The organism is Corynebacterium sp. NPDC104732, from assembly GCF_055583565.1.
Genome location: NZ_JBVJNS010000001.1, coordinates 82,209 through 106,521 on the forward strand (window position 1 = coordinate 82,209; position 24,313 = coordinate 106,521).

Sequence of the window (24,313 nt, forward strand, 5' to 3'; positions counted from 1 at the left end):
TCTCCTAAAAACCGTGTGCGCGCTTGTGCTACAGGCGTACCCCGAGCAGGGCATGGACAGCGGTACGCACAATCTGGCCAGCTTCTGACTCTGCAACGTCCTCGTCGGCCACGCTCAACGCCCACGCATCAACGGCAGACAATGCGCGTGGGGTGTCCAGGTCGTCGGCAAGCGCGCTGCGTAGTTCGGCAACCAATGCCCGGGCCGTGGTCAGGTCGGTAGCACGCTGCACGGCGCTGCGCCACCGCTCAAGACGCAGGGTGGCAGTGGTGAGCCCTGCATCGGACCAATCGCGGTCGCTGCGATAGTGGTGCGCGAAGACACCCAGGCGGATCGCGCTCGGATCGTGGCCAGCGGCCGTGAGCTTCGATACGAACACCAGGTTGCCCAGGGACTTCGACATCTTCACGCCGTTGAGAGACATCATGCCTGTGTGCACATAGGTCTCCGCCATCCGGTGCACGCCGTGCAGTGCCTCCGCGTGGGCCGCGGAAAACTCGTGATGCGGGAAGATCAAGTCACTGCCGCCACCCTGGATGGCAAAGGTAGGGCCCAGTCGGTTCGTGGCGATCGCCGAACACTCGATGTGCCAGCCGGGTCGGCCAGCGCCAAACGGCGCATCCCACGACGGCTCCCCCGGCCGGGCCGCCCGCCAAATTAGCGCATCCAGCGGATCCCGCTTGCCGGGCCGTTCCGGATCTCCGCCACGTTCTGCAAAGAACTTTTCCATCGTGGCGCGGTCATAGTTCGATTCGTAACCGAACTGCTCCGTGGCATGAATCGACGCGTACACGTCTGGGTACTCGTCGCCTTCGATCTGGTAAGCAGAACCGTTGTCCAGTAGTCCCTGCACCATCGCGATCACTTCATCTACCGCGTCCATGACGCCTACGTAATGCTGCGGGGGCAGCACCTCCAGTTGCTCCATATCGGAACGGAACAGATCGATTTGGCTGGTACCCAGCTCCTGCCAGTCCACCCCGTCGCGCTCGGCGCGTTCAAACAACGGATCGTCCACATCGGTGATGTTCTGGACGTAGGTCACCTCTACCCCGTTGTCCAGCAGCTGCCGGTACGCCAAATCGAAGGCGAGGTAGGTGGCCGCATGGCCGAGGTGCGTGGCGTCATAAGGAGTGATGCCACACACGTACATGCCGGCGCGACCGTCGGGGGTAGACACGACGTTGTAGTCCTGGCTGGAGGTATCGAACAACACCAGCGGAACCGGGGCGCCGAGCGCAGGATCAAGACGGGGAACTTCAGGACGTGGCCACGAATGCATACCTAGAACTTTAGCGAGGCCCCAGTTTGCGCGCTTCAGCTAGGGCTGCAATACCCCTGCAGCCAGCAGACCCATCACCAACAGACCCGCAGGGATGCGGTACGCGGCGAACCACGAGAACGAGTGATGCGAGACGAACTTCAGCAGCCACGCAATGGATGCATAACCCAGCACAAAGGCGATACCGGTTCCCACCAGCAGCTGCGCCCCACTGGCAGCCTGACCAGCCTGCGGAGCAAACGCGTCAGGGAGCGAGAACAACCCAGAGGCCAGCACTGCCGGGATAGCGAGGAGGAAGGAAAACCGCGTCGCTACCTCACGATTCAGGCCGGTAAACAGACCCGCTGACACCGTGCCACCCGAGCGCGACACGCCCGGAATCAGCGCCAAGCACTGCGCGCAGCCCATGATCAGGGCGTCCTTCATCGTGAGCTCATCAAAGGAGCGTGTCTTCTTACCGAACTTCTCCGCCGCGATGAACACGAACGAAAACAGCACCAGCACCGTGGCGGTGATCCACAAATTGCGCAGGTTATCGCGGATTAGGTCCTTGCCCAGGTAGCCGAGGATCGCGACCGGCAACGTACCGACGATCACCATCCACCCCATCCGGTAATCAAAATCCCGCTTGTTCTTATTGAACAGGCCCGTGAGCCACCCCTTCGCGATCGTGAAAATATCGCGCGCAAAGTACACCAGCACAGCAGCCTCAGTCCCCAGCTGCACCACAGCGGTGAAGGAAGCGCCAGCGTCCACACCCCAGAACAACGAGGAGATGATGCGCAGGTGGCCGGAGGAACTGACCGGCAAAAACTCGGTCAAGCCTTGGACGGCGGACAACACAATGGTCTGGGACCATGACATAGCTTCGGTATTCACGCCAGTAACCCTACGGTATCGTTGAGGGCTGTGAAACAACGGCAACTTGGGACAAGCGGTCTGCGGATCTCGTCCATCGGCTTGGGCACGCGGACGTGGGACGCGGGGATGGACGTCGATAAGGCGCGCGATGTGCTCCGCGGTTTTGTGTCCGCAGGGGGCACGCTTGTCGACGCTGCCTCCCTCCCGTTACTCGCCGCGGCGCTGCCGGCAGTCCCACGAGAAGAGCTCGTGTTGTCGCTTGCTGCCGGCGTGGACCCCACTGCTCCGGTAGGGATGCGAGTGGACTGTTCCCGCAGGTCATTGCTGGCTTCGTTGGATCGATCCCTCGCCGTGCTTGGGGTGGATCACGTCGATATTTTCAGCGTGGAGTACTGGGATGGCCTGACTCCCCCGGCTGAGATAGTGGACACTTTGGAGTCCGTGGTGCGCTCCGGACGGGCCCGCTACGCCGGGGTCCGCGGCTATTCGGGGTGGCAGGCGGCCGTCACCACGTCCCCACAGATCGTGGTCGCTCAGGCCGAATATAACCTCTTGGACCGCTCGGCGGAACAGGAATTGCTGCCCGCCGCGGAGTTTTTGGGGCTCGGCTTCATAGCAAGTTCCTCCCTCGCGCACGGGATCCTGACAGGCAAATACCGCGACGGCGCCCAGCCGACGGACGCCGCGGTGTTTGGTCGGCTCGATCCGCACAGCAGTCGCGTGGTGGAAGCGTTGGGTACCGCCGCGACGGGGCTCGGCATCTCTCCGGTCACCGCGGCACTGGCCTGGTCGCAGGGGCGACCGGGGGTATCGTCCACCCTGGTAGGTGTGAGCGACGCTGCGCAGTTGCCAGATGTCCTGCGTGCAGCCTCGGTGGTCCTGCCGACGGCGATCGTCGAGGCGCTAGATGAGGTTTCGGCTCGGTAACCCTCTGGTAACCTTGTTAGGCGTGAAGAAATCCCAGCGTAGCTCCCTCATCGCCGCCGTCGCGGTGGTTTCCACCTTGTTGACCTCGTGCACCCCACCAGGCGTGGAAGATCCACAGAAACAAGCCCAGGAGCAAGCCGCCAATAATCAAACGGTGTCCGGCGCCCTGGGAGGTGCTACCCCGGCGCAGTCGCCCGCATCGGAGCACCCCGCAGGTGAAGTGCTGCGTCTGGAGGCCCCCTTTGATAAAGCCACCGACATCGAACTATCCGGTGACATCTTCCTCGTGCGTGCCGCGGAGAAAATCGCTATCGGCACGATCGACCAGCTGCGGACCAACTCTTACAAGGAGATGGACATCATCAAGGCCTGCGGCGACGTTTCCGTTACCGGGGATACCTTCGTGCTGCCGTGCCCGAAGCCCGTGGACGGCGCGGGCGGTGGAACCATCTACCTCATCGATGCGAAGAACCCATCTTTTAAAGACACCCGCCGGGCGGACATGGAGTTCACCTCCGCAGCGCTGACCACCACCGGTGAGGTGATCGGCGGTAGTTCGAACCAACCGGATGTTGTGGTGTTTAGTGGATCGGGCTCCAAGAAAATCTCGACCTCCCGCAAGGCGGACGAGATGGTCTCCAGCGCAGTGTCTGGCACCCGTGACGGTGTGGTGTTCATCGAACGGGAAAAGACCGTTATCCAGGGCGTGGACTTTAGCAATAATCGTCCGGGTGGTGCGCTGCGCATGGGAGTGGGCGTCGGCTCCATCGCCGCAGGCGAAGAAGGCCTGTTCCTAGCCTCGGATACCTTGGGCCACCAATTGGGCGTCTACACCGACGACGACATCTTGATGCTGCACCAGACCGTCAGCACCGACCCCTCGCCGTGGGCCGTGGCGTGGGACGCCAAGCGCAAGCTCGCCTGGGTATCTTCGAATGCGACCAACAAGATTCAAGCCTTTAAGATCTCCTCTGGCGTCCCTGAACTCCAGGGCGCTGTGGACTCCGTGGCCAATGTTCGTAGCATGACCATTGACACGGACGGCAACATCTACGCACTTTCCGATTCCGGCGCTGGGCTGCAGTACATCCCGGCCACCGACGTGGACAAGCAACTCTAAGGACTGTTTTCGATGACCGCTCACCCGCTGCGTACCGCCGGCTACAACTTCGCACTGAAACAGATGTTCCGCCTGCGCCCCGAACGCATTCACATCCTCATGGCGCAGGCACTCGGGCTGTTGCACAAAGCCACCCCGGTTAATCGCGCGCTGAACAAAGTGCTGCCAGTCCATGACCCGATCCTGGCGCAGACCGTGTTCGGGGTGGAGTTTCCTCGTCCACTGGGGTTGGCAGCTGGATTCGATAAGAATGCCACCTGCGCCGACGCCTGGGCGCCCCTGGGGTTCGGTTACGCCGAACTCGGGACCGTGACGGCACAGGCCCAGCCGGGCAACCCGACTCCTCGCCTGTTCCGCTTGCCTGCGGACAAGGCGATTTTGAACCGGATGGGTTTTAACAACCGTGGCGCCGCTTTTGCTGCAGAGCAGCTGCGGCAGCGGTCGTCGAAGGACGTCATCGGTATCAATATCGGCAAGACTAAGGTTGTGCCCGCTGAGGAAGCGGTGGCGGACTATTGCGCTTCCGCGTCCCTGCTGGGTGACCTTGCGGATTTCTTGGTGGTCAACGTCTCCTCCCCAAACACCCCGGGGCTAAGGGACCTGCAAGCGGTGGAATCTTTGCGACCGATCTTGACCGCGGTGCTGGAATCCACCACGTCTCCTGTGCTGGTGAAGATCGCGCCGGACCTGTCCGACGAGGACGTGGACGCCGTCGCTGACCTCGCGGTGGAGTTGGGGCTTGCTGGCATCGTGGCCACTAACACCACTATTTCCCGGGACGGATTAACGACGCCAGCTGCTGAGGTAACGGCAATGGGCGCCGGCGGTATCTCCGGAGCCCCAGTCGCAGCACGATCCCTGGAGGTGCTGCAACGGTTGTACGCGCGGGTGGGATCTCAGCTGGTGCTGATCTCGGTTGGTGGCATCACCACCCCGGAGGAGGCTTGGAAACGCATCGCCTCCGGTGCAACGCTGCTGCAGGGCTACACCCCGTTCATCTACGGTGGTCCGGATTGGATCCGCGACATCCACCTGGGAATCGCAGCGAGGCTGCGGGAACACGGGTTCAGTAATATCTCCGAGGCCGTGGGCTGTCAGAAGTTCTAGCTACGTGGGATAGCTGCTCGGCGTAGGACCAGGCTACACAGCAGGGCTGCGATGGCGTAGGCAGGCAACCACCACTGCTCCATCACATATAGCGGCTCATTTGGAATGAACCGGCCACCCACGACGAGCAATAGCGCCACAGCAAGCGCGAACACGCTCCATACGGAGCGTGGCTGTCCGGGAGCCGCCATGCCAAAGCCTCCGACGAGTGCCCCGGCCACCACGATGAGAAGAAAACGCGGTGTGACCTGGAATGGCACCAGGAAACCCTCCGTGACCACAGCCACGAAGGTGAAGATCGCTAAGACGATGGCGATGGCGACGAAAGCTCCGCCGAAGCGGATGGCGACGGGAAGATCACTCATAGCGGGTGATCTTAGTGGTTTTCGTGCCAGCCCCACGTAATAGCGCGCCCGAGGGTGTGGAAGTACAGATTGAAGCCCAGCACCGTGGGGGTAGCATCCTCAGGGATGTCGAGCTTCTCCACATCCAGGGCGTGGACAGCAAACAGGTAGCGGTGCGGCGCGTGGCCTGCTGGTGGCTGGGGACCGTAGTAGCCGCGCTTACCGGAATCACCCTTGAGGGTGACGACGCCTTCGATTCCACCCAGGGTTTCATCGCCAGCACCCGAGGGAACCTCGGTGACGGTGGCGGGGATGTTGAATACTGCCCAGTGCCAGAAACCAGAAGCAGTCGGCGCGTCTGGGTCGAAGCAGGTGATGGCGAGAGATTTGGTGCCTTCAGGCAGATCAGACCACTGCAGCTGAGGCGAGACATCGTTGCCGCCGAGCTGCTCAGGTTTGAAGGTGCCACCGTCAACGAAGTCGGAGGAGCTCAAGGGGAAGCTGGGTTTATCCCCTAGAGGTGCGTAAGGATCAGGGCCGGGAAAACGAGAATCAATGTAGGAAGTCATACTTCCCTTATACCTAAGATTCCCACTTCTCATACAGCTGTGCGTATTTTCCACCCAGCGCGAGCAAGCTGTCGTGGGTGCCGTCCTCGATGATCCGGCCCTGCTCCATCACAATGATCCGATCCGCAACTCGGGCTTGATCCAGCCGGTGCGCCACCACGAGTGAGGTGCGACCGCGCGCCACCTTCGTGGCTGCCTGTTCCAAAGCTCGGGCGTTGTCACTGCCGGCTTCGGCGGTGGCCTCATCCATAATGAGCACTGGTGGGTCGAGCAAGATCATGCGCGCCAGCGAAATCTGCTGCTGTACCTCGGGAGAGAGTTCTTCAGCTCCGGCACCGACCTTGGTATCGAGCCCTGCCGGGAGCCAGCGGTGCCAATGTGTGGTTCCTGGAATCAGACCCACTTTTTCCAAGGCCTCGAGCAGTTGGGAATCGGAGGCACTTGGGGCGGCGAGGCGGAGGTCGTCGGCAAGCGTGCCGGCGAACAGGTGCACTTCCTGGCTGATGAGGGCCACGTGGCGGGCGGTCCAGTTGTCGGGGACGCTGGCCGTATCGACGCCGCCGACCAGGATCTGGCCGGTTGTTGGCCGTTGCAATCCGGCGATCAGCCCCGCAAGCGTGGATTTCCCGGCACCGGAAGCACCGACGAGTGCGGTGGTGGTGCCGCCGCGGAACGTGATGGTGATGTCGGACAGAACGGGCGCGCCACCGGGATAGCAAAATTCGAGGTCTCGGATCTCGACATCAGGGCAGGCGTCGATCGGTGCGGGGTCACTGGCTTCAGAGGTGGTGCGCAGCTGAGCCAGGGCTACCGCGCGCCCCAGGCAGGTCAAGGCGTTTTGGATCTCGCCGGAGAAATACATCACGTTGAACAGGTGCACTTCCATGCGGGAGATCAACAGCATCGCGGTGGTTGCCTCCCCGATGGTCAAGGCTTCGCGGTGGACCAGGAGCGTGGACAGCAGGAGGCCGCTGAGCACGAGCAGCGCGTAGGCAGCTGTTCCGTGCATCGTCAGCCTATTGAACAGGGGTTCGCGGGCGGCCGTGGTATTCACCGCATTCCACGAGGAACGCTGCAAGCGGTTGTGCGCCCACTCCTCTAGCCCCAGGGCCCGCAGCGTCGGCAGGCCACGGATGGTGTCCAGCAGCTGGTTGTTGCGCGTTGCGTCGGCGTCGGCGACCTTGTTTGAGGCAGCTGGAAGCAGCGCGATGTTACGTACCGCGACGGGATACAGCAGCAGGCCCACACCAACAAACGCGATGCAGTAGCTCCAATGTACGAACGCGAGGGAAACGAAGGTGAAGGGGAACATCAGCGCGGTGATGACCACCCGCGAGCCAATGGCGTTGACCATGCGGATTGCGGTGTCAATGTCCTTGGTCAGCCGTGAAATCACGTTGCCGGTACCCAGCTCCATGATGGTAGGAATGGGTGCCCGCAGCGTCGCTGACATAGCAGAAATGCGCAGGTCAACGCTGAGTCGTCGGGCGCGAGAGAGCATTACCCACTGGGCGAGCGCGCGGCCAGCAGCTTCCAGCGTCAGCCCGAGCGCAATGAGCGCCATGAGCCACACGTATGCGTTCGTCCCGGTCCCGATGAGGGGTAAGGAGCGGCCGGTGATGGCGTCGACAAGCTTGCCGATCGCCACGGAGGTGCCCATCATGGCGGTGAGCGTCACGGCGAACACGACTGTGGCCAGCAGCCACCAGGAGCGCCTCGGGCGGGACGGGAGGCTGCCGAGATAACGGCCGCACTCGTTTAACGACGCCGGATGCTGGAAATCTGCCATCTATCGCTCCCCTTTCTTCACGATCCGATCGGCCACGCTCACCCAACCGCGGGACGTGGTCAAAACAATGGTGAGTTTTCCTTCCCGCAGCTGTTTCGTGGCGCAGGCGACGTTGTCCAACGTGACGGCGTCCAGGCCGGTTGTTGGGTCATCGAGGACGAGCACGTCGGGGTCGAGCGCCAGGACGCGTGCGAGAGCTACTCGTTGGCGCTGGCCGCCAGACAGGTTCAGTCCGGCCTCGCCAATCGCAGCTTCCGGCAGCTCACCATTCGGGCTGAATCCACCGAGGCGTCGGATGATGTCCTCGCAGGCCGCGGCCTCGAGTGCTTCCTTGACCTTGGTGGCAGAGCCGGTCGGATCAATGTTGTCCGCGAGCGTGCCCTCGAAGATGTTTGCGCTGTGTGGCACTTGGATGGCGGCCATGGTGGCGAGCTCGCTCCGTGCCGCGTCGCGGGCCGCTGGAGTGTCCGTTAGCCACACTTCGAGACCGGTGCGTGTCGGAGTGATGAGGTCGCCATGCTGCGCGGTGATGGCAGTGGTCTCGGCCAGCTCCAGCACCCGGCCTGAGCTAGCGACGGCGCGTGCCCAGTAGTCGGTGAGGAACCCCAATGCAAAACCCATTACCGTTAGCGCTGGGGGTGCTACCAGCGTCACCGTGAAGAACTCACCGGGAGTGATGCTTCCTCGCACTGCGAACCAGCCCGCGCATCCCAACACTGCGATGTTCGCTAGCAACGGGATGAGCTGACGGAGGAAGTTGGTGAGCGCGAAGATCCGGGCGTCGTCGAGCATCAGGCTGAGCGCGTCCGTTGCTTTCTGGGTGAATTTTTCCTCGGCTCGTTCCACCGCGCCCAACCCCTTGAGCACCCGGGAGCCCTGGGCGTAATCCGTCGCCAGCGAAATTGACGCAGCCTCGGCGGCGCGACGAGACCGCGAAATCTTCGCGATCGCTTTACCAGTGAAATAGCTTGCAACCGCAGTGCCGACACCGCCGAGGAACATCAGCGATGCGAGCTGCCACGAAAACTGCGCGACGATGATAATGGTCGACGCTAGATAGCCCACCATCACTAGCGGGAAGTTGAGGATCTGCTTAACATCCCCCACCTGTTGGGCATCCTCGTCAACAGTGTTGAGGATCTCGCCCGGGGTTTTAGAACTGTGTCCCCTCACGAGTCGCTGCACCAGCTCCAACCGCATGTCGTGCGCCACCCGGCTGATGGAAAGCGTGGTGAGCGAATCACCTGTTGCGTCGACGAAGAACATGATCGTCATCGTGAGCACGATTGCCGTGACGGAAGAAACTAGCAGCGTGATGTCTGCAAAGGGTACCACCTTGTCCACGGCGAAACCCACGATCCGAGAAATCAGTGCGGACATCATCGATGACGAGAACCACGCGATGGCCAGGGCAATAACGGCCCGGCGGTGGCTCCCGAGAGCCGTTAACGCAACCTGAAAACCACGCTGTTGGCCAGACAGAATGGGAGCAGCTTCCGGTGGGTGCTCCGGAACAAACCACGCCCATGACCGCATACGTGGCGGCACTTTCGACGGATGGGTGAACATGACAGACAAACCTACCACAAAGTGCAATTAACCTGCTGATTTGTTAATTCAAGTCTAGTCGGGCTATTGTTTACGAGTGCCCAGCCGAGAGGCTGACAAACACCCAGCCCGGGTGGCGGAATGGCAGACGCGCTAGCTTGAGGTGCTAGTGTCCTACTAATGGACGTGGGGGTTCAAGTCCCCCCTCGGGCACAGTTTTTAAAACCCCAGTTCTTCGGAACTGGGGTTTTTGCGTTAAGTAGCAAAATGTGTGCCCGGGCGGCGCTTTTGTGTTGTCACTTTACCCGTCATGGCCCCGAAGTTTCTTGCTAAAACCCGGGAAGCATTCCCCGGATCTTGGGCCGAAATCAGTGAAATAGCAGGTGTGAAGCCTGAAAAATCGCCAAAACCCGGGGAACGCTTCCCGGGTTTTGTGGGGGGTGATCGATCTTGCGTTGGAGATGGCATTCCCGGTTTTCCGGCATAACAAGGCGCACTCTGATAGTTGGCTCTGAATGTGGGTCCCGTTGTGTGTAGATCTGCAAACCAAGCACCCCACATTTGACAGACTAAGCTGTCTAGTGTTCTAATTTGCTTCACCAGTGTTTTGCAACACAATGCGCCACATCACCCCTGTTAGGGAACGTGTGGAGATTGTGCGGTAAAAAGCAGGGGAATCCGGTGAGAATCCGGAGCTGTCCCGCAACGGTATGCATCGAAAAACTCTGTGGTTGTCTCCCAGACTCTTCGTGTTAAGTCCGATTACCTGCCGCTGGGTTATTTGTCCGACAAATTCGACTGACGAGGATCAAGAGAATTATGACCTTCCACGCGACCATTGCTGGTGTGCCACGAATTGGCCCTAATCGTGAATTGAAAAAAGCCCTTGAAGGCTACTGGAACAAGAAAATCTCTGGCGATGAACTAGCCGAGGTGGCGACGCAACTCACAGACACCTACACGGCTGACTTGCTTGCTGCGGGAATCGAGGCGGTTCCTTTTGCAGGTAAATCGTTCTATGACGCGATACTTGACACCACGGCGCTACTTGGAGTCCTCCCCCACCGCGTATCCACTATTGCGGATTACGAAGGAGACGCGCTGCCTAGTTTTATCGATCGTTACTTTGCCACAGCACGGGGATCGGTAGATTTTCCGGCGTCGGCATTAACTAAGTGGTTCGATACTAACTACCACTACATTGTGCCCGAGCTGTCTGCTGATACTGTCTTTTCGCTAGACGATGATGCGTTCTTGGCCGATCTCCGGCATCAAATCGACAAGTTCGGCGTTGCAGTCCGACCTGTGATTATCGGTCCTTTAACCTATCTCAATCTTGCCCGTACCACCGATGGATCTGATCCGCTTGATCATCTGGAGGAGCTGTTCGCTATCTACCGTGAGCTCCTCAAGCGTATTGGCGGTAGTGGTGTCGAATGGGTGCAGATTGATGAGCCAGCTTTGGTCACTGATCTTCCGGCAGCGGTGCTTAGCCGGGTGCGAGCAGGCTATGAAACTCTCGGGGGTAGCCTGCCCGCAGTGAAGATCCTGGTTCAAACCTATTTTGAAGACGGTGATCAGGCTGTGGAGACACTCAGCGGAACCGGGGTCACCGCAATCGGTGTTGATCTTGTTGCCGGCTCGGCGGAGCTGCCGCATTGGACTGGTGAGGAACTCCTGGTTGCCGGTGTGGTGGACGGCCGCAATGTGTGGCGTACTAATCTTGATGAGGCACTTGACACTCTGAAACAACTGGCTGCACGAGGCCCAGTCGCGGTGTCCACCAGCGCCTCCCTCCTCCATGTCCCTTATAGCCTTGATAAGGAGGATCTTGGGCAGATCCAAGATTGGCTAGCCTTTGGTAAAGAAAAGGTGGCCGAAGTGGCTGCACTTGCAGCAGCGTTGCAGGGCGAAGATGTCTCGGAGTTTTTTGCAGCGGCGCGAACGGCATTGCAGGATCGCGCGCAGTCGGAGTTGACGCATGATGCTCAGGTTCGGGAACGAATTGCAGCAGTAACGGATGCTGATCGGCAACGAGCATCGCGGGAGGAGCGTCGGCAAACGCAGCTCGCAACTCTCGACTTGCCACCGCTTCCGACGACGACTATCGGCTCTTTCCCACAAACGCAGGAGATTAGGCGTGCCCGGGCGCAGTGGCGTGTCGCAGAACTTACCGACGCCGAGTACCAGCAAGCCATGGTCGACGAAATTTCCACCGTGATTGAGGCTCAGAGCAAACTGGGGCTGGATGTCCTAGTTCATGGCGAGCCAGAGCGAAACGACATGGTGCAGTATTTTAGTGAGCAACTGCAGGGGTATATTGCGACTAGCCACGGCTGGGTGCAAAGCTACGGTTCCCGATGCGTACGTCCTCCGATCATCTACGGCGATGTACGACGCACCGAACCAATGACTGTTCAGTGGTACAATGTGGCCCAAAGCCTCACAGACAAGCCAGTGAAAGGCATGCTCACCGGCCCGGTCACCATGCTGGCGTGGAGCTTTGTGCGGGACGACCAACCGCTTGGTGATACCGCTGATCAGGTAGCGCTTGCCCTACGCGATGAAATAGCTGATCTCATTGCAGCGGGTGCAGTAATCATCCAGGTCGATGAACCGGCTATTCGAGAATTACTGCCACTACGCAAAGAAAAGCAGGCTGCATACCTTAAGTGGGCCGTGGGAAGTTTCCGTCTGGCTACGGGTGATGCACCGAGCAATATTCAAATACACACCCACATGTGCTACTCCGAGTTCAATGAACTCATTGATACAGTTAGCGACCTCGACGCAGACGTTACCAGTATCGAAGCTGCCCGTAACGGTATGCAAGTGCTGAAAGCCCTCAAGGAATCCGGCTTTGACATGGGCATTGGTCCGGGTGTGTGGGATATCCACTCCCCTCGTGTGCCGCGCCAAGAGGAAGTGGATCAACTGCTAGAGGCAGCACTCGATTCCATTGATCCCCAACTGCTCTGGGTCAATCCTGACTGTGGCCTCAAAACCCGAGGCTGGGAGGAGACGACTGCCAGCCTAGAGGTGCTGGTAAAAGCTGCCCACAAGGCGCGCGTTTAGAAACTAGACGAGCCCCCTGCCCCGGAAAACCCAGAGCTGAATGATGTGTTCGTGTTGCTCGACGAGGACTGCTGCGCAGCGACGTTGTTGTTGTGCCAGCTTTGCATGGCCCAGAACGGCACGAAGTCCGAGTAGCCGTAGCCCGGGCGGTAGTCACGCTCGTAGACCTTGGGGGCTCGGAGCTGCTCCACTTCTTTGGCATCGCTAAACTGCTGAGCCTTTAGTACCGCGAGGGCTGCCTGGTAATCCTTCAGCAGCCCGGTGTATCGCTCCAGGAAGTCAGGGGCAGCGGGCTCATCTACCAGTGCGTCAGCGGTGGCGCGGGCTTGGCTTAGGCTCTGGTACAGCCCGGAGTTGGTATTCTTAACCTCGGCTTGAGCTGCGACAATGTCGGAGCGTAGGGCTGTGGCCTCAACCTGCCGAACATCGACGTCGCCGTGCTCGATGCGGAAAATTGTATCGATGTTCTGCTCCGCGGTGCCTACTTGCCGTGCGGTCTCGGCGGCGGTGTTGATTCGGTCGGCGTTGGCGAGGATCTGCTTCGGCTCGTCGGAGGCAGTGAGACCGCCGAAGCTGTCCACTTGGCTGTGCATGGTCAGGAATCGATCGCGAACCTCTGCCCATTCGTCGCGCATCGTGGCGTGAGCGAGCGGTGAGGTGAGCGAATTGGCGCGGATGTCGATGCCATCAAGGCGCTGCCCCAAGGAGCCGTACTCCTTTGAAATAAAGGCGAGGTTTTCGCGGGCCTTGGCCAGTTTCATTTCGCGGCTGCGACGTGCGGCCCCTCCGATACCGACGACGGCAGCTGCGACGCCACCGACCCCTACCCCGGCACCGAGTCCAGCACCGACGCGGTTCTCGACAGCATTGTCGTAGCGAGCCTCGGCGAGGCCAGCAATGTCGGAGGCTTCATTAGCCCCAGCGAACAGCCCGGCAGGGATGTTGCCGTCCTTCACTCCTGGCTTGATGGCGTTGACAGCCGCGTCGAGGTGGTTGCCAGACCGCAGATCGAGCACATCAGCGACGTCTTCACCTGCGAAAACGAACGCCTGTCGCGGATTTAACCCAACCCCGACAAACAAGGTGCCGTCGGCGAAATGGTCGTCACCGATGAGGTCTGGGTGGTGGTCACGGAGGAAGTTCTCGACGGAGTCATTGACGTTGTCTTTGTTGCGCGCGAAGACGATGTAGTGGAGTTGTTGCACCGTGGTGGGTGCTTCGATGCGCTCGGCGTCCCGCAGCATGCGCGCTTCGTCTTCATCGCTCAGCACATTGTCAGGGTCGTGGACTTGGGTGTTCGCTATCCCCCGCTGGGTGGGAGCGGATATCGCGTAGTCAGCGCGTTGTGGTGGGTCGATGGATAGGAACGTGGCCAGGCCCGCGCCGGTACCTAGTGTGAGTCCCGCGACGAGGGCAGCCCCTGCAATCTTTGCCGGTGATAATGCGCTCATGCCACGACTATAGTCTTAAATCTATGAGTATCGACCCCGCTGATTTACGTACCTGCCTCCGCGTTCTTGAGGAAGCAGGCTCGTTGGATCCCACTTCCCCGGATTCTGTGACGCTGCAACGGGCTGTCGGAAAGCTTTTCAAGGAGGTCAAGCGCCAGCGGCGGGCGGCGGCCAAGCAGCGGCGTCGTAAAGCAGACGCTGCCGTGCTCGCGCGCACCGCCACCGCCAACCCGCAGCGTATCGACGACGAAACCGCCGGGATCCTCGTGCGCCCCGCGGGTTCCGAACCCGTCGTTCTCGAACGAGGAGCTGTCGCCACCCCACATGGTTGGGCCGGGAAGCTGTACCGATCGCAGAACTGCTATGTGTGCAAACAGCCGTACACGCTGGTCGATTCGTTTCATCACCAACTGTGCCCCGACTGCGCAGCGGACAACCGGGCCCGCAGAGACGCCCGGGTAGACCTCACAGGCCGGCGGGCGGTGCTCACCGGCGGGCGGGCGAAGATCGGGATGTATATTGCGCTCAAGCTGCTTCGCGACGGCGCCGACCTCACCATCACCACCCGTTTCCCGCGCGATGCGGCCCGTCGGTTCGCAGCGGTCGGTGACAGTGCAGACTGGCTGGACAGGCTCCACATCGTAGGCATTGACCTGCGAAACCCCGTCGCTGTGAGTGAGTTTGCGGCGTCGGTGGTCGCGGCGGGGCCTCTTGACATCCTCATTAACAATGCCGCGCAAACGGTGCGGCGCTCACCTGGCGCGTATTCCGGCTTGGTCGCAGCTGAATCCGCACCACTGGAAGGCCCGGCTAGCGAGGTCAAGGTGTTGTCCATAGGCGATACCGCCGCACTGCACCCGGCTGCCCTCACTGGCGGGACGAGCACCGCGCATGCCCAGGAGCTGGCGCTAGCGGCACTGTCAGGTGGCGCAGCGTCATTGGAGCGCATTGCCGACGGTACCGCTGTGGACGCCGGTGGCCTCATCCCAGATCTGGGTAGCGCCAACTCCTGGTCGGCCGTCGTTGGCGATGTGGATGCGCTTGAGCTGCTGGAGGTGCAGCTGTGCAACCAGACCGCCCCGTTCATCCTCGTGAACGAGCTGCGCCCCGCGCTGGAGGCCGCCACGGCCCGGCGAAAATACATCGTGAATGTGTCCGCGATGGAGGGAGTGTTCGGGCGGGGATACAAAGGCCCAGGACACCCGCACACCAACATGTCCAAAGCAGCGCTCAACATGCTCACGCGCACGGCAGCGGGGGAACTCTTTGAACACGGCATCCTCATGACGGCGGTGGATACCGGCTGGATCACCGACGAGCGCCCACACACCGTGAAAGAACGCCTCGCGCGGGAAGGATTTCACGCCCCACTTGATCTGGTAGATGGCGCCGCCCGCGTGTACGATCCGATCGTGCAAGGCGAACATGGCGTCGACCTCTACGGCTGCTTTCTAAAGGATTACCGCCCGCACCCGTGGTAGCCTGCGGTTATGATTCGTGAAGCTGAGCGTTCGGATATTCCTCACGTTGCGCGGTTGATGGCAGAGGTATTCGCGGACGATGCGGCATTTCGGAGCTACTTTCAAGGATGTGGTCCGGTAAACCGCGCCGGAGACATGGCCCCTATCTTCGAGCGCCAGTTGGCAGTGGAGTTTGTTCCCGAGGGCGTCGTGGACCTGTGCTTCGATGGCACGACACTCGTTGGCGCCGCTTGCTGGAATCTCCCAAACGACGACCACTGGTTCCACTTCCCTAGCTACGTCGCGATGTATGGTGGCGACGCTTATCGCATGCTGCTTCGCGACGCCCGCTCCATGTCCTACCACCCCACCGAACCGCACTGGTATCTCTACGCACTGGCGGTCTCTCCCGCAGCTCAGGGCAAAGGTGTCGGTTCGAGGCTGCTCAGGCACGGATTAGAGCGCGCTACAGGGCTGGTCTACTTGGAAGCGACCACCCCGGGATCGCAGCGGCTCTATGAGAGGTTCGGTTTCTCTGTAACACGGCAAATCCCCACCACTGACCCGCAGGTCACAGAGATGGGGATGGTACTGCGTCGATAAGCCTAGTGCTGCTCGTTCGGATCGTTGTCCGCGTCCTCCTTGGTGGCGTGGACGGTGCCTGGGAGGTGATCCGGGGCGGCGTAGATTGAGTAGACCTTCAGTGGCTCGTCGCCTTCGTTGACCACGTTGTGCCACTTGCCGGCCGGGACAAAGATAGCCCAGTCGTCCTCCACGACCTGATCAATGTCGAGGTTGTTTTCGTCGGCGCCGATCATCACATGACCCTTACCAGCCTCGACGCGGAGGAACTGGTCGTGATCATCGTGGACTTCAGCGCCAATCTCGCCACCGGCAGGGATGCTCATGACAGTCATCTGCAGGTGCTTGCCGGTCCAGAGGGTGTCACGGAAATTCTCGTTATCCGTGGTTGCCTTTTCGATATCCAGGACATAAGGGTTGGGGCCGTGGTCAGCCATGATTGAACTCCTTTGTTATTGGGTGCAGATGGTGCCCATTGTACTTAAACTTCATTCGAACAGGTGTGCTAGTTTTCTTCCGGTTGTGTCCGGCCCAATTTTTATAATGGGGCCATGAACACATTAGAGCAGGTCAAGCAAGGCTTCGTGGACGCGATAGCGGCGCAACGGGCAGCCTTTGACGTGCTCGAACATCATGCCATGGATGCTGAACAGTTGTGGCAGATTCTCGATCTTACGCGCGAACTAGAGCGACTCGCCCAACTTACTACCCTGTACGCCCTCCGGGAGCTAGTCAACGAACGCGAGGTTTTTCCGAGGACGGCAGGAGGGTCAAACAAACTCAGGCATGTCGGGAGGTTCTCCCGAGCCGAACTACGGAATTACCTACGCATCGCTGAGGACGTCTTTGAAAAGCCACCGTTTCTCGGTAGTCCCGACACCTCCCCGGCCGCGCACCCGCATACTGCACAAGGAATGCGTGAAGGGCTGTTCGGCGTCGAATCCGCTGTAGAAATATCCAAGACAATGGCGGCGTTGCCCGACGACATCACCGCCGAGGTCCGCGCCCATGTCGAAGCCATGATGGCAGGGTTCGCCACCGAGCTTGCTCCGGACGACCTCCGGTCGGCTGGCCAAAAAATCCTTCAAGGACTCGCCGCGGATTCTGAACCAGCCGACGACAACCGCCGCAAGCTTCGCGACGCCACACTGTCCCGCCAGGGCGCTGACCTGATGTCTAGCCTCTACGTCACTGCAACACCGGAGCTCCACGCCCTGCTGAGCAGGCTGTTCGCTGACTACGCTGGCCCCGGTGACCTGCTCCCGGCTGGAGAAAAAGACCACGATGACCGCTTCGCCGGGCAACGCCGTCACGACGCGCTTGTCGCAGCACTCAAATGCGCCCTGGGGCCGGGTGGAGCTATGACTCCCACCAGAGGATGCTCGACAGTCGTCGCCACCATGTCTATCGAACAGCTCGTCCACGCTGCAGGGCCCGTTGCGACAGACGTAGGCACTCTCCTGCCAATCCCCGACCTGATTAGGCTCGGAGCTGACAAAAACGCCTTTCTTGCCCTCCTAGAAGAAGGCACCGGCAACCTGATCGAACTCGGGAAATTCAAACGAACTGCAGACCTCCACGCCTACCTCGGACTCGTCGCAGCCCAAGGTGGTGACATGACGCCGGGCTCTCACCTGCCGGCAGCCATGTGCGAAATCCACCACATTTGCGCCTGGCGGTACGGCGGACGGTCAGCCGGCGACAATCTCACCTTCATCGGACACGCCACCCACCGAAACACCGACGATGCTCAGGAAGACCCCGACAAGTGGTGGACCTACTGTTCCAAAACAGGCCACCTGCTGTGGCGGCCCCCGAAACACATCGACCCGCACAGAACACCGCGCATCAATATCAGCCCCCACACCTGGTTTAACCCAGGACAGATGATGCGACTCTTCGGCGCGGCACCACCAGGAACTACCTGCCAGCACTGCGCCCAAGCAGCCTAGTCGCCAGTAGCTCCATCAAAGGCACGCAAGATCTCCTCCGCAGCCAGCGTAGGAGTAATCTCGCCGTGCCGTAGTTGCGTTTCCACGGATTCACGGGCTGCCACCACATCCGGGTTAGTGTTGAGACGCTGCAACAAGGTCTCATGCACCATCGACCACATCCAACCCACCTGTTGTTCCCGGCGACGATGCTCAAACTGACCGGACTCACGCATCACCTTGTGGTGCTCCTGAACGTGACCCCAGAACTCCTCGAGCCCTTCATGCTCCACAGCTGACATGGTGATTGTTGGTGGGTGCCACAAGGAATCCTCGGGACGCACCATCCGCATCGCAGCCGCCAGCTCGCGGGCAGCTCGCTTCGCCTGTTTCAGGTTCGGCCCGTCGGCCTTATTGATGGCCACGATCTCAGCCATCTCCAGCACGCCCTTCTTAATGCCCTGGAGCTGGTCTCCCGCGCCCGCGAGCGCAAGGAAACAGAACACATCCACCATCTGAGACACCGCCACCTCGGACTGGCCCACACCAACGGTCTCCACGATGATGATGTCAAATCCCGCGGCCTCGAACACCACCATAGATTCCCGCGTCGCCTTCGCCACACCTCCAAGGGTGCCGGCGGACGGCGACGGACGAATGAACGCATTGTCCTCGGCGGACAGCTTTGCCATCCGGGTTTTATCACCCAGGATGGAGCCACGAGTCTTTGTGGAAGAGGGGTCGATAGCCAAGACCGCTACCTTGTGGCCCTCCTTGATCAGCTTCATTCCCAGTGACTCGATCGTGGTGGATTTACCTACACCAGGAACACCGGTGAGGCCGACGCGGAGTGCGTTTCCGGAGTGCGGCAGCAGCTTGACCAGCAGCTCTTGTGCCAAAACGCGGTGTGCCGGGGCCGTAGATTCCAGCAGGGTCACTGCCCGCGCCATCTGGGTGCGATTCCCCGCCAGCACAGCCTCATACAGCTGGTCTACGTCGATGCGCCGACGGGCACGCTTAACTGCTTCCGGGGCAACCGCCATGCCGACGTCCGTGCCCGCGGTCGTGGTGAGGGAACCGAGAGAATGCTCGAGGAAGTTGCTGGACATTATGGGGTGCGCTCCTAGTGGCGTCGAAAAGCGAGCGGGGGCGACGCACTGTGCGCCACCCCCGAATGATTGCTGGTGTTTGAGGCTGTATTAGGCGTCGACGTTCAGGTCAAAGCCCAGGTTGGCCGACAGCTTTGTCATCATGTCGATCGCAGACTCCGCGATGACGGTGCCCGGTGGGTAGATCGCAGAAGCGCCCATATCGTACAGCTCCTGGAAGTCACCCGGTGGGATCACACCACCAACGATGATCATGATGTCCTCGCGGCCCAGCTTGGCCAGTTCCTCCTTCAGTGCAGGAACCAAGGTCAGGTGGCCTGCTGCCAGGGAGGACACGCCCACCACGTGGACGTCAGCGTCGACAGCGCTACGAGCTGCCTCCGCAGGGGTCTGGAACAGCGGTCCAACATCAACGTCCATGCCGAGGTCAGCGTAGGCGGATGCGACGACCTTCTGACCACGGTCGTGGCCATCCTGGCCCATCTTGGCGATGAAGATACGAGGACGACGGCCCTCTTCCTTCTCGAAAGCGTCGGCCATGGCAATGGCCTTGGCAACGTTAGACACGGTGCCTTCCTTTCCGACCTCGTCCTTGTAGACGCCGGACAGGGTCTTGATCTCAGCCTCATGGCGGCCGAAGACCTTCTCCAAAGCCATGGAGATCTCACCAACGGTAGCCTTGGCGCGGGCGGCATCCACGGCCAGCTTCAGCAGGTTGGATTCCAGATCGCCCGGCTCGCGCTCCTCAGTAGCAGCAGCGGCGGTCAGGGCATCCAGGGTGCGCTGCACCTCGTGCTCATCGCGCTCGGCACGCAGGCGCTCCAGCTTCTCCAGCTGCTCCGCACGCACCTTGGAGTTCTCCACCTTGAGAACTTCAATCTGCTCGTCTTCCTCAACGATGTACTTGTTCACACCAATGAGGGCCTGGCGGCCAGAGTCAATACGAGCCTGGGTACGGGCAGCGGATTCCTCAATGCGTAGCTTCGGAATACCTTCGACGGTTGCCTGTGCCATGCCACCCGCAGCCTCAACCTCTTCGATGTGCTTACGTGCGCGGTTAGCCAGCTCATTGGTCAGCCACTCGATGTAGTAGGAACCAGCCCACGGGTCCACTGGACGGGTGGTGCCGGACTCCTGCTGCAGCAACAACTGGGTGTTACGAGCGATACGAGCCGAGAAGTCAGTCGGCAGAGCCAGTGCCTCATCCAGAGCGTTGGTGTGCAGCGACTGGGTGTGGCCCTGGGTCGCGGCCATCGCCTCGATCGCAGTACGGGAGACGTTGTTGAAGACGTCCTGTGCGGTCAGCGACCAACCAGAGGTCTGGGAGTGGGTACGCAGCGACTGGGACTTCGGGTTCTTCGGGTCGAACTTAGCCACCAGCTCGCTCCACAGTAGACGGCCGGCGCGCAGCTTAGCGATCTCCATGAAGGTGTACATGGAAATGCCCCAGAAGAAGGACAGACGCGGAGCGAACTTATCCACGTCCAGGCCAACTTCCTTACCCGCGCGGATGTACTCGATGCCGTCGGCAAGCGTGTAGGCGAGCTCGAGGTCAGCGGTAGCGCCCGCCTCCTGGATGTGGTAGCCGGAGATGGAGATGGAGTTGAAGCGAGGCATCTTCAGCGAGGTGTACTCGAAGATGTTCGAGATGATCCGCATCGATGGCTTCGGCGGGTAGATGTAGGTGTTACGAACCATGAACTCCTTCAGAATGTCGTTCTGAATGGTTCCGGCAAGCTGCTCCGGGGTCACGCCCTGTTCCTCGGCCGCCACGATGTACAGCGCGAGGATCGGCAGCACAGCGCCGTTCATGGTCATGGACACGGACACGTTGCCGAGGTCGATACCTTCGAACAGCTGGCGCATGTCCAGGATGGAGTCGATAGCCACGCCGGCCATACCGACGTCACCGACCACACGCTCGTTGTCAGAGTCATAACCGCGGTGGGTAGCCAGGTCGAATGCGACCGACAGGCCCTTCTGACCAGCCGCTAGGTTGCGACGGTAGAACGCGTTGGACTCGGCTGCAGTGGAGAAACCAGCGTACTGGCGAATCGTCCATGGCTGGTTGGTGTACATGGTTGGGTATGGGCCACGCATGAATGGCGCAATACCAGGGAAGGAATCAATGGGGTGTCCCTCGGCAGCGGCCGCGTCGCGGTCGGAGCGGGTGTACACACGCTTAACGTCAATGCCTTCCGGCGTAGACCAAACCTGGCCATCAGCAGGGGGCTCAGTCTGAGCAGCCGCGTCGGAAGTGCGTGGCACCTCAGCGAAATTCGGGATAGTAGTCATATTTCCTTACGCTCCCAGCTTGGTCAGCAGCTCAGCCAGAACCTGGGCTGCATCGATTTTCATGTTGACGTAGCCGTCCGGCTTAACCTCAGCGTCCGCGAAGGACTTCTCCGCGCCAGCGACCAAGATAGTGCCAGCACCGGCCTCACGCAGCGCCTTAACGACGTCCGCACCCGTAGCCGCATACTCCTGGTCAGTGCCACACACCACCACGATGTCGGTTTCCTTCGCAGCAGCCGCAAACTCGTCAGTGCCAGCAACAAGCTGACCTGGGTTCAAAGTTTCGATACCACCGGACGCGAGCAAGTTCGCGGTGAAACCGGTGCGCACATTGTGCTTGGCCAGCGGACCAATCGGAATCATGCCGATCAGCGGACGCTTGCCATTGGCTTCCAGGAAGGCGTCGGAGCGGTTACGCAGCGCCTCGAACTCGGCAGCCCACCGGCGCACACCGGCTGGTTCGACGCGCAGCTCGGCAGGCAGTGGCTTCTCGCCCAGGTTCGGGAACTCGTTAATGCCCGTGACCTTCTTCACGCGGCGGGCGATGTCGGCGCGCACCCGCTCGTAAGAAGCATCTAGCTTGTCCTGAACTGCGTCGGCAGCAGCTTGCAGGCCACCCTTGCCCTCAACCTCGGTGAACTCGCCCCATGCCTTATCAGCCAGCTGCTGGGTCAGGGACTCGACGAAGTAGGAGCCACCAGCAGGGTCAATCACGTGACCGAGGTGGGACTCTTCCAATAGCAACAGGTTAGTGTTGCGGGCAATGCGAGCAGCGAACACACGAGAGGTTCCCGGCAGACCACCTGAGATGGAGTGGTCGAACGGCAGGACCTCGACATCGTCAGCCCCACCAACACCAGCAGCGAACGCTGCGACGGTCACGCGGAGCATGTTCACCCATGGATCACGCTGGGAGAACATCGCTGGAGCAGTCAGCGCGTGCTGTGGTGCCAAACCAGCCTCAGGAGCTCCCAGAACCTCTGCAACGCGGGCCCAGAGGGTCCGGGCAGCGCGGAACTTAGCGATCTGCGCGAATTGATCATCGCTAGCGGCGAAGCGGAACGCGATCTGGCCCAGCGCATCCTCGATGCTCAGACCGGCTGCGGTCAGCGCGCGGACGTACTCAACACCGGTTGCCAGAGCGAAACCAATCTCCTGGGCATCCGTAGCGCCCTGGTTATTGAAGGCCACGGCGTCGACAAGCAGCGTGCGGATGCTGCCAGCGAAGGCGGCGTTTTCGACGGCCAGCGCTACGGCGTCGGCAAGAGCGATGGATTCGGTGCCAACAAAGCCAGCGGTCAGCGGCGCGGCGGACAGTTCGAAGCGAGCCTTCTCCGCGACGCCAGCTTCCTCGGCCAGTGCCTTGAGTGCGTCACTGGCTGCCTTGAAGTTGGCGCCAGCAAGTACGCGAACCTCAACCAGATCCAGGTAGACGTCCTTCAAGACGGTAGGAAGATCCGCAGCAGTCAGCCCCGCGGTGAGGTCAATCACCACAACGGTGGAGCCATTATTCAGGGCGTGCAGAATCGCCTTATTGGTTGCGGCCGCATCACCTGCGGTGCCGGAAGCCAGGCCACCAAACGTTTCAGTGACACCCCAGCCCGAAGGCGTGACATCGCCACGAGTGAATGGGAACACACCAGGTGCAGAAACCTCAGCGAGCTCATCTGCGCGGGTGTAGAGCGGATTGATGTCGATACCTTCGTAGGTGGTGTGGATCAATCTCGTCCACACGTCGAGTGGGACATCAGCAATGTCCTTCTTTTGCACACGAGCAAACACCTTGGCTACTGCCTTGTACCAATCCTGCTGAGTTTCAGCGAAGTCAGCAGGAAGCGAGGTGTTTACCGCGTCAGACTGTACATCAGTCACTACGGACCTTCTCCCCTTGAGCTTGAACCCGGGCGAAAATGAACTCTCGTCCGGATCGGTTACGTTCAGTTCAAAACACCATGAGCAATTCCATACAGGTACGGCTTCGCTCACAATCACTAACAAGTGTAGCCACCACCGCAGTGAATTGTTGCGTATTTGCGCACATACAGGGAGGCGAATTCACCATCGAACTCATAAAGCTGCAGTTAAAGCGGTGTAACAACGCTGAATTCGGGGCTAATGTTGACGCCGCCCACTACACCCGCTCAACCACTAAACTAACCTGGAATACCATGCGAACCCAAGGACCACCGTGGTGGCGGATCTGTGCATTTCTCGCGTTCCTCGCTGCCGGAATCGTCCTCGCGACGACAGTGCAGCTCCCCTCCATCACTGAGATGCGCCAATGGGTAGACAGCTACGGCCAGTGGTCCATCGCGCTGTTTGCACTCCTCTATGTCACGGTGACGCAGTTCCCCATCCCCCGTACCGCACTGACGGTTTCGTCCGGACTGCTCTTTGGATCAGCGTTGGGGATAGGAATTGCACTGCTGGGGACGACGCTCGCCGCCCTCATCAACATCACGCTCGTGCGGGCTTTGTTGGGATCTGATCCGGAAGGCTCTACAGCGGACTCGTGGACTTCACGTCTTGCACGGACCCACCGCAACCACAAGGCCCTAACAAAGATCAATCAGCGGTTGCAGCACCGCGGATTCTTCTCCATTTTCTGCCTGCGGTTAATTCCCGGCATTCCTTTCTCAGTACTGAACTACGCCTGCGCCATCACTCCCGTAAAACGCAAAGACTTTACCCTAGCGACACTGTGTGGCTCTGCCCCGTCGACGATTATTGGAGTGTTGCTCGGCGACTCTGTGGCGTTAGGGGAAAACAATCACGCCGCGCTCCTTTTGGGAACCCTGTTTATCATCGGAGTCCTTGGATTTATGGCGGATTTATTGCTACCAGTCAAGTCTAAAACGTAGAC

Annotated in this window: 19 protein-coding genes, 1 tRNA gene and 1 riboswitch; of the genes, 9 read left to right on the forward strand and 11 right to left on the reverse strand. The window is 60.4% G+C overall.

The features are described from left to right. Positions 1 to 28 precede the first annotated feature (28 nt). Positions 29 to 1,282 (reverse strand): cysteine--1-D-myo-inosityl 2-amino-2-deoxy-alpha-D-glucopyranoside ligase, encoded by a 1,254-nt coding sequence (gene mshC / locus ACZ6ZO_RS00400; protein ID WP_182386133.1) that lies wholly within the window; start codon positions 1,280 to 1,282, stop codon positions 29 to 31. Between the two features lie 39 nt (positions 1,283 to 1,321). Continuing rightward, positions 1,322 to 2,146 carry an undecaprenyl-diphosphate phosphatase gene (locus ACZ6ZO_RS00405; RefSeq protein WP_208769178.1) on the reverse strand — a complete coding sequence of 275 codons (825 nt, stop codon included), beginning with the start codon at positions 2,144 to 2,146 and terminating at the stop codon, positions 1,322 to 1,324. Between the two features lie 45 nt (positions 2,147 to 2,191). On the opposite strand from ACZ6ZO_RS00405, the gene ACZ6ZO_RS00410 reads away from it, so the two are divergent. Genes ACZ6ZO_RS00410 through ACZ6ZO_RS00420 form a run of 3 tightly spaced genes read left to right on the forward strand, consistent with a single transcriptional unit; the run spans position 2,192 to position 5,297 of the window. Further along, the gene (locus tag ACZ6ZO_RS00410) at positions 2,192 to 3,070 is read left to right on the forward strand and encodes an aldo/keto reductase (protein ID WP_465289780.1); all 879 of its coding nucleotides are present in this window, start codon (positions 2,192 to 2,194) and stop codon (positions 3,068 to 3,070) included. Between the two features lie 22 nt (positions 3,071 to 3,092). After that, positions 3,093 to 4,190: an NHL repeat-containing protein gene (locus tag ACZ6ZO_RS00415; protein ID WP_182386135.1), complete on the forward strand. Its 1,098-nt coding sequence runs from the start codon at positions 3,093 to 3,095 to the stop codon at positions 4,188 to 4,190. Between the two features lie 12 nt (positions 4,191 to 4,202). Next, positions 4,203 to 5,297 carry a quinone-dependent dihydroorotate dehydrogenase gene (locus ACZ6ZO_RS00420; protein WP_182386136.1) on the forward strand — a complete coding sequence of 365 codons (1,095 nt, stop codon included), beginning with the start codon at positions 4,203 to 4,205 and terminating at the stop codon, positions 5,295 to 5,297. Here the strand turns inward: ACZ6ZO_RS00420 and ACZ6ZO_RS00425 are convergent. Genes ACZ6ZO_RS00425 through ACZ6ZO_RS00440 form a run of 4 tightly spaced genes read right to left on the reverse strand, consistent with a single transcriptional unit; the run spans position 5,294 to position 9,568 of the window. After that, the gene (locus ACZ6ZO_RS00425) at positions 5,294 to 5,662 is read right to left on the reverse strand and encodes a hypothetical protein (protein WP_182386137.1); all 369 of its coding nucleotides are present in this window, start codon (positions 5,660 to 5,662) and stop codon (positions 5,294 to 5,296) included. The genes ACZ6ZO_RS00420 and ACZ6ZO_RS00425 overlap by 4 nt on opposite strands. An 11-nt stretch (positions 5,663 to 5,673) precedes the next feature. Further along, entirely contained in the window at positions 5,674 to 6,210 is a 537-nt protein-coding gene (locus ACZ6ZO_RS00430) for a YbhB/YbcL family Raf kinase inhibitor-like protein (RefSeq protein ID WP_182386138.1), read from the reverse strand. Positions 6,211 to 6,223: 13 nt separating this feature from the next. Continuing rightward, complete coding sequence (locus ACZ6ZO_RS00435) at positions 6,224 to 7,999, reverse strand: ABC transporter ATP-binding protein (protein WP_465289783.1); 1,776 nt, start codon at positions 7,997 to 7,999, stop codon at positions 6,224 to 6,226. Next, positions 8,000 to 9,568: an ABC transporter transmembrane domain-containing protein gene (locus ACZ6ZO_RS00440; RefSeq protein WP_465289785.1), complete on the reverse strand. Its 1,569-nt coding sequence runs from the start codon at positions 9,566 to 9,568 to the stop codon at positions 8,000 to 8,002. A 106-nt stretch (positions 9,569 to 9,674) separates the two neighbouring features. Here ACZ6ZO_RS00440 and ACZ6ZO_RS00445 point away from each other — a divergent pair. Continuing rightward, positions 9,675 to 9,760: transfer RNA gene (locus tag ACZ6ZO_RS00445), tRNA-Leu, on the forward strand. A gap of 429 nt (positions 9,761 to 10,189) precedes the next feature. Then, a riboswitch (cobalamin riboswitch) is annotated at positions 10,190 to 10,335 on the forward strand. Positions 10,336 to 10,366: 31 nt separating this feature from the next. Further along, the gene (gene metE / locus ACZ6ZO_RS00450) at positions 10,367 to 12,622 is read left to right on the forward strand and encodes a 5-methyltetrahydropteroyltriglutamate--homocysteine S-methyltransferase (protein ID WP_465289787.1); all 2,256 of its coding nucleotides are present in this window, start codon (positions 10,367 to 10,369) and stop codon (positions 12,620 to 12,622) included. On the opposite strand, the gene ACZ6ZO_RS00455 is transcribed toward metE, so the two are convergent. After that, positions 12,619 to 14,073: a DUF5129 domain-containing protein gene (locus ACZ6ZO_RS00455; RefSeq protein WP_182386142.1), complete on the reverse strand. Its 1,455-nt coding sequence runs from the start codon at positions 14,071 to 14,073 to the stop codon at positions 12,619 to 12,621. The genes metE and ACZ6ZO_RS00455 overlap by 4 nt on opposite strands. A 23-nt stretch (positions 14,074 to 14,096) precedes the next feature. Between ACZ6ZO_RS00455 and ACZ6ZO_RS00460 the strand changes: the two genes are divergently transcribed. Both ACZ6ZO_RS00460 and ACZ6ZO_RS00465 read left to right on the forward strand, forming a co-directional pair. Further along, the gene (locus tag ACZ6ZO_RS00460) at positions 14,097 to 15,554 is read left to right on the forward strand and encodes an SDR family NAD(P)-dependent oxidoreductase (protein ID WP_465289789.1); all 1,458 of its coding nucleotides are present in this window, start codon (positions 14,097 to 14,099) and stop codon (positions 15,552 to 15,554) included. Between the two features lie 9 nt (positions 15,555 to 15,563). Further along, positions 15,564 to 16,136 (forward strand): GNAT family N-acetyltransferase, encoded by a 573-nt coding sequence (locus ACZ6ZO_RS00465; RefSeq protein ID WP_182386144.1) that lies wholly within the window; start codon positions 15,564 to 15,566, stop codon positions 16,134 to 16,136. 2 nt (positions 16,137 to 16,138) lie between these two features. Here ACZ6ZO_RS00465 and ACZ6ZO_RS00470 read toward each other — a convergent pair whose 3' ends face one another. Beyond that, a complete protein-coding gene (locus ACZ6ZO_RS00470; protein ID WP_182386145.1) occupies positions 16,139 to 16,552 on the reverse strand; it encodes a cupin domain-containing protein in 414 nt (137 codons plus the stop codon). A 114-nt stretch (positions 16,553 to 16,666) separates the two neighbouring features. Between ACZ6ZO_RS00470 and ACZ6ZO_RS00475 the strand changes: the two genes are divergently transcribed. Continuing rightward, entirely contained in the window at positions 16,667 to 18,067 is a 1,401-nt protein-coding gene (locus tag ACZ6ZO_RS00475; RefSeq protein ID WP_465289791.1) for an HNH endonuclease signature motif containing protein, read from the forward strand. On the opposite strand, the gene meaB is transcribed toward ACZ6ZO_RS00475, so the two are convergent. From meaB to ACZ6ZO_RS00490, 3 genes are all read right to left on the reverse strand, one after another. After that, complete coding sequence (gene meaB, locus ACZ6ZO_RS00480) at positions 18,064 to 19,155, reverse strand: methylmalonyl Co-A mutase-associated GTPase MeaB (protein WP_465289793.1); 1,092 nt, start codon at positions 19,153 to 19,155, stop codon at positions 18,064 to 18,066. The two genes, ACZ6ZO_RS00475 and meaB, sit on opposite strands and share 4 nt — an antisense overlap. A 90-nt stretch (positions 19,156 to 19,245) precedes the next feature. After that, the gene (gene scpA / locus ACZ6ZO_RS00485; protein WP_208767475.1) at positions 19,246 to 21,450 is read right to left on the reverse strand and encodes a methylmalonyl-CoA mutase; all 2,205 of its coding nucleotides are present in this window, start codon (positions 21,448 to 21,450) and stop codon (positions 19,246 to 19,248) included. Between the two features lie 6 nt (positions 21,451 to 21,456). Then, positions 21,457 to 23,322 carry a methylmalonyl-CoA mutase family protein gene (locus ACZ6ZO_RS00490; protein ID WP_465289795.1) on the reverse strand — a complete coding sequence of 622 codons (1,866 nt, stop codon included), beginning with the start codon at positions 23,320 to 23,322 and terminating at the stop codon, positions 21,457 to 21,459. Positions 23,323 to 23,618: 296 nt separating this feature from the next. Between ACZ6ZO_RS00490 and ACZ6ZO_RS00495 the strand changes: the two genes are divergently transcribed. Next, positions 23,619 to 24,311: a TVP38/TMEM64 family protein gene (locus tag ACZ6ZO_RS00495; RefSeq protein ID WP_465289797.1), complete on the forward strand. Its 693-nt coding sequence runs from the start codon at positions 23,619 to 23,621 to the stop codon at positions 24,309 to 24,311. Positions 24,312 to 24,313 lie beyond the last annotated feature (2 nt).

Excerpts from the sequence above, each read along its gene's own strand:
- mshC (WP_182386133.1), bottom strand. The coding sequence starts at position 1,282 with ATGCATTCGTGGCCACGTCCTGAAGTTCCCCGTCTTGATCCTGCGCTC.
- ACZ6ZO_RS00405 (WP_208769178.1), bottom strand. The coding sequence starts at position 2,146 with ATGTCATGGTCCCAGACCATTGTGTTGTCCGCCGTCCAAGGCTTGACC.
- ACZ6ZO_RS00420 (WP_182386136.1), top strand. The coding sequence starts at position 4,203 with ATGACCGCTCACCCGCTGCGTACCGCCGGCTACAACTTCGCACTGAAA.
- ACZ6ZO_RS00425 (WP_182386137.1), bottom strand. The coding sequence starts at position 5,662 with ATGAGTGATCTTCCCGTCGCCATCCGCTTCGGCGGAGCTTTCGTCGCC.
- ACZ6ZO_RS00430 (WP_182386138.1), bottom strand. The coding sequence starts at position 6,210 with ATGACTTCCTACATTGATTCTCGTTTTCCCGGCCCTGATCCTTACGCA.
- ACZ6ZO_RS00435 (WP_465289783.1), bottom strand. The coding sequence starts at position 7,999 with ATGGCAGATTTCCAGCATCCGGCGTCGTTAAACGAGTGCGGCCGTTAT.
- ACZ6ZO_RS00440 (WP_465289785.1), bottom strand. The coding sequence starts at position 9,568 with ATGTTCACCCATCCGTCGAAAGTGCCGCCACGTATGCGGTCATGGGCG.
- metE (WP_465289787.1), top strand. The coding sequence starts at position 10,367 with ATGACCTTCCACGCGACCATTGCTGGTGTGCCACGAATTGGCCCTAAT.
- ACZ6ZO_RS00455 (WP_182386142.1), bottom strand. The coding sequence starts at position 14,073 with ATGAGCGCATTATCACCGGCAAAGATTGCAGGGGCTGCCCTCGTCGCG.
- ACZ6ZO_RS00460 (WP_465289789.1), top strand. The coding sequence starts at position 14,097 with ATGAGTATCGACCCCGCTGATTTACGTACCTGCCTCCGCGTTCTTGAG.
- ACZ6ZO_RS00465 (WP_182386144.1), top strand. The coding sequence starts at position 15,564 with ATGATTCGTGAAGCTGAGCGTTCGGATATTCCTCACGTTGCGCGGTTG.
- ACZ6ZO_RS00470 (WP_182386145.1), bottom strand. The coding sequence starts at position 16,552 with ATGGCTGACCACGGCCCCAACCCTTATGTCCTGGATATCGAAAAGGCA.
- ACZ6ZO_RS00475 (WP_465289791.1), top strand. The coding sequence starts at position 16,667 with ATGAACACATTAGAGCAGGTCAAGCAAGGCTTCGTGGACGCGATAGCG.
- meaB (WP_465289793.1), bottom strand. The coding sequence starts at position 19,155 with ATGTCCAGCAACTTCCTCGAGCATTCTCTCGGTTCCCTCACCACGACC.
- scpA (WP_208767475.1), bottom strand. The coding sequence starts at position 21,450 with ATGACTACTATCCCGAATTTCGCTGAGGTGCCACGCACTTCCGACGCG.
- ACZ6ZO_RS00495 (WP_465289797.1), top strand. The coding sequence starts at position 23,619 with ATGCGAACCCAAGGACCACCGTGGTGGCGGATCTGTGCATTTCTCGCG.